This window comes from Streptomyces sp. NPDC041968 (assembly GCF_055589025.1).
In genome coordinates this window covers 66,749-70,285 of the sequence record NZ_JBVJCB010000002.1, presented here as the reverse complement: position 1 = coordinate 70,285, position 3,537 = coordinate 66,749, and the positions used below count along the sequence as shown (strand labels likewise).

At 71.6% G+C, this 3,537-nt stretch carries 3 protein-coding genes; 1 reads left to right on the top strand and 2 read right to left on the bottom strand.

The features are described from left to right. Positions 1-63 precede the first annotated feature (63 nt). Positions 64-972 carry a DUF6597 domain-containing transcriptional factor gene (locus ACZ6EG_RS05520; protein WP_391968741.1) on the bottom strand — a complete coding sequence of 303 codons (909 nt, stop codon included), beginning with the start codon at positions 970-972 and terminating at the stop codon, positions 64-66. Between the two features lie 81 nt (positions 973-1,053). Between ACZ6EG_RS05520 and ACZ6EG_RS05515 the strand changes: the two genes are divergently transcribed. Continuing rightward, a complete protein-coding gene (locus tag ACZ6EG_RS05515) occupies positions 1,054-1,650 on the top strand; it encodes a TIGR03086 family metal-binding protein (protein ID WP_391968740.1) in 597 nt (198 codons plus the stop codon). A gap of 218 nt (positions 1,651-1,868) precedes the next feature. Here the strand turns inward: ACZ6EG_RS05515 and ACZ6EG_RS05510 are convergent, their stop codons facing one another. Beyond that, positions 1,869-2,666, bottom strand: coding sequence for a hypothetical protein (locus ACZ6EG_RS05510; protein ID WP_469601812.1), 798 nt, complete (start codon positions 2,664-2,666; stop codon positions 1,869-1,871). Positions 2,667-3,537 lie beyond the last annotated feature (871 nt).

The following is a 3,537-nucleotide window of genomic DNA, read 5'->3' as shown; positions in this document are numbered from 1 at the left end:
CCGGTCCCCGCAGGGGGTGTACGGGTGAAGCGTGAAGCGCGTGGATACCGGCCCCGTACCGCCTCAGGCCGCGCTCCGCGCCGCGTAGGCGGTCGGCGGGACGCCGACCGTGGCGGTGAAGTCACGGACCAGATGGGCCTGGTCGGCATAGCCCAGCTCCGCGGCGATCCCCGCCCAGTCGGGTGCTCCGTCCGCCGCGGCACGTTCCAGGGCGTCGAGCAGCCGGTAGCGGAGGATGACCCATTTGGGACTCACCCCGACGTACGCCGCGAAGAGCCGCTGGAGTGCCCGGACCGAGAGTCCGCCCAACTCCGCGAGGCGGGCGGTACGGCACACCGTGCGGTCGTGGCAGGCGAGTCCGGCCAGCTCCACGGCGAGGGCGGCCTGCGGGTCGGGGCGCGGCTCCAGTGCGAGCAGCCAGGAGTCGACGGCGGCCGCGCGGCGGGCGTCGTCGCCCTCCTCGCCGAGGGCGGCGAGCGCCTCGGCGAGCGCCGGACCGGCGCCGGTGACCTCCTCCGCCGGAAGCCGGCGCCCGGTCCATTCCGAGACGGGCACTCCGGGCGCGAACGGCCGGAAGCCACCCGGCCGGAACTGCACCCCGGCCACCCGTCCCGCACCTTCCAGCCGCTCGGTGTGCACCCGCAGCCCGACCCCCGACACCTCGCACCGGGACCGTCCGCCGCGCCACTGCAGGACGGCGTTGACCGACGGATGCGGCAGCACCCGCGCCTCGTACGGGGAGGGCAGGTCCCAGTCGATCAGCCAGTAGTGCTCGACGTACGGCCGGAGCGCGGGCGTCGGCGGCAGGCGCCGGAAGGAGGTGCGGCGCAGCAACGCCGACGGATCGAGGATCCCCCGGGTGTCACCACGAGGCGCCGTACCCCTGGAGGAACCGGGACCGCCGGGGGCGGGGGTGCGGGCGGCGGCGCTGTCACCGGGCCGGTCCGGGGAGGTGGCGGCTGCGGGACTCACGGGGCGATCTTAGGACCGGGGCCCGGGTCGGTGTCGCGTTTCTTCAAGCAGGCGCGCCGCCCCGTGCCTAGCGTCGGAGGCATGACCACCACCTCACCCGCCACCGGCCACACCCCCGTCGCCGTCCTCCTCGACGCCGCCGCCCGCCAGGCCGTACCCGTGGTGCGCGGCATCGCGGACGACGCGCTCACCGCGCCCACCCCGTGCGCCGACTACGACGTGCGCGCGCTGCTGGACCACTTGCACCACGTCGTCGTCCAGTTCCAGGAACTCGCCGCCAAGAAGGAAGCCGACTTCTCCACCACCCCGTCCGCCGTGCGCCCGGACACCGACTGGCGCGCCGCGTTCGCCCGGGAGACCGGAGCACTGGTGGAGGCGTGGGCGGCACCCGGCGCGGAGGAGGGTACCAGCGGGCAGATGGGGATGCCGGCGCGGACCGTCGCCCACATGGCGCTGCTCGACCTGACCGTCCATGCCTGGGACCTGGCCGCAGCCACCGGTCAGCCCTACGAGGCGGACCCGGCGGTCGTCGGCGAACTGGTCGGTGCGGTGGCGGCGATGGCCCCGCAGGCCCGCGAGTACGGCGTCTTCGGCCCCGAGGTGCCCCCGCCCGGGCACGCCACGGAACTGGATCGGGTACTCGCCTTGACGGGCCGGAACCCGCGCTGGAGGCCCTGAGCACCGAGACGCGCGCCCCGCTGCCTGAGGGGTACCGGTCGGCCTGGCGACAACTCCGCTGCTGCTCTGCAGTCGCAGACCCGCATGAGCGCCGGGACGCAGCGAGATCAAGGTGTACGGGTTGCGTCCCCAGACTCGCCGCGGACCTGCGGAGGGCGGCCGAGACCACCGGCTGCTGCTACACGCGACGCACCCGCCTCACCACGCAGGCCGTGGTCTCAACGCCAGGCCGTCTCGTCCATGGTCACCACTGCGGCGCGCGGCAGGACGACGTAGACGAAGAGCAGTCGTTGCCGGATGCCGGCGTCCAGGCCCTCGATGCGTTCCTGGAACGCGTCGATGATGTCCTCGTCATCAGTCCTCAGTTCGCCGTCCTCGTAGAGGCAGGGGTTGTCGGCCGCTTCCAGGACCACGCCCACGGTCTTGCCCTGATACGTGCCGAGCTTGTTGGTCACCCCGCTGACGAGTCCGGTGACCAGGTCCTGCACGGTCTTGCAGCCGCCGACCTTCAGGGTGTCGGCGACCACCGTGCAGGCGGCGTAGAAGCTCTTGTCGTCATGCCCAGTCGGTGAGGGGTGGCGGCCGTCGATCACGAAGTCGGGTTTGGCGGCCGTGCCCTCGACGGGCCAGGGCAGGATCTCCGTGTGTCCGGTCTGCCACAGGGCCTTGGCGACGATGAGTTCCAGGGCGGCGTTGTAGCAGGTGCCGTGCAGGGCGCTCGGCGGTCGGTAGCCCGGGTTCTCCATCAGTTTCTGGATGGCGGGCTTCTGCGCGGCGGCGGCGTCGATCAGGTCGAGATGCAGTCCGATGAGGATGCGCCTGGCCTCGGGGGCCAGGACGCCGGGGTCGAGCAGACTGGCGACCAGTTCCTTGCCCCGCTCGGTGATGGTGGCTCGCTGCTCGGTGGACAGCTTCTTGACCATGCCGTTCTCGGGACCGAGGGCGCCGTTGCCCTTCACGATGTCGTTGATCTCGCTGGTCCAGGGGCCGGGCCAGGCCGGTATCGCCGTCGCCATGACTCATCAGCTCCAATCACTGTCGAGGGATACGTGGCAACCCTGGTCAGGAGCCCGGCATGCCCGTCGACACCCCCCGGGGCGCGCGGCACGCCCGCAGCGGTTCGATCCGCAGGGCGACTTGGTTGTGCGAGGTGATGTGGCACGACGACCGTACGGCACGCGTATCGGCCGGGGAGAGGTATTCCACCCGAAATGGCCGAAGGCGACTCGGTGGCAGAAAACGCCCGGTGTGCGCAGACCGTCGCACGCTGGAGGCGTAGCGCGGGCGTGTCCTGAGGCGCCTTGGATGCCGGCTCGTCGGGCCAGGCAGGCGTCCGCGCCCGCGGCGGTGCACAGGAACGTACGCCCGTGCTCGTCGACCGCTTGCCCCGCCCCGCGCACCTGGTGCTCGCGGCCGACGGCGGTTGCTGCGGCTGAGCCGCCTGCTCAAGCGGCCAACCGAAGCGCTCGGTCGCAAGGGTGTACACGACTTCACGGGCGAGGTGTCGTCCCCTCCGCACTGCGCGGCTTCACGGGACGGGCATCTTCGCGTCGCTGGGCGCGGGCCATCGACAGGAGGCTTGAACGCCCCCTCTGCCCCGTGCGCGATGTTCCGAGGTGCCCGGCTCGTCCGGGGCACGGCCCGCCCGCTTTCATACGGGCTTGGCGCGCCAATTGTTCAGATCGCGAAACATTCCGACCCTGTGATGCCCATCACACGTTCGATGGATCGAGGGAGTGTCCGATCGGGCGGGAGTGGCCCCTCCCTGGGGTGTGGGGTCGGCGTTCCCGCAGGTCACGTATGGTGCCTGAGCGGTAACTTAGCGCTGTGGTCTACTCCTGTGCGTGGTGATGTGATCACCTTGCGTCAAAATTTGGTCGGTTAGGG

What these genes read in the sequence shown, in the direction of transcription:
- ACZ6EG_RS05515 (WP_391968740.1), top strand. Translation starts at nt 1,054, where the DNA reads ATGACCACCACCTCACCCGCCACCGGCCACACCCCCGTCGCCGTCCTC.
- ACZ6EG_RS05510 (WP_469601812.1), bottom strand. Translation starts at nt 2,666, where the DNA reads ATGGCGACGGCGATACCGGCCTGGCCCGGCCCCTGGACCAGCGAGATC.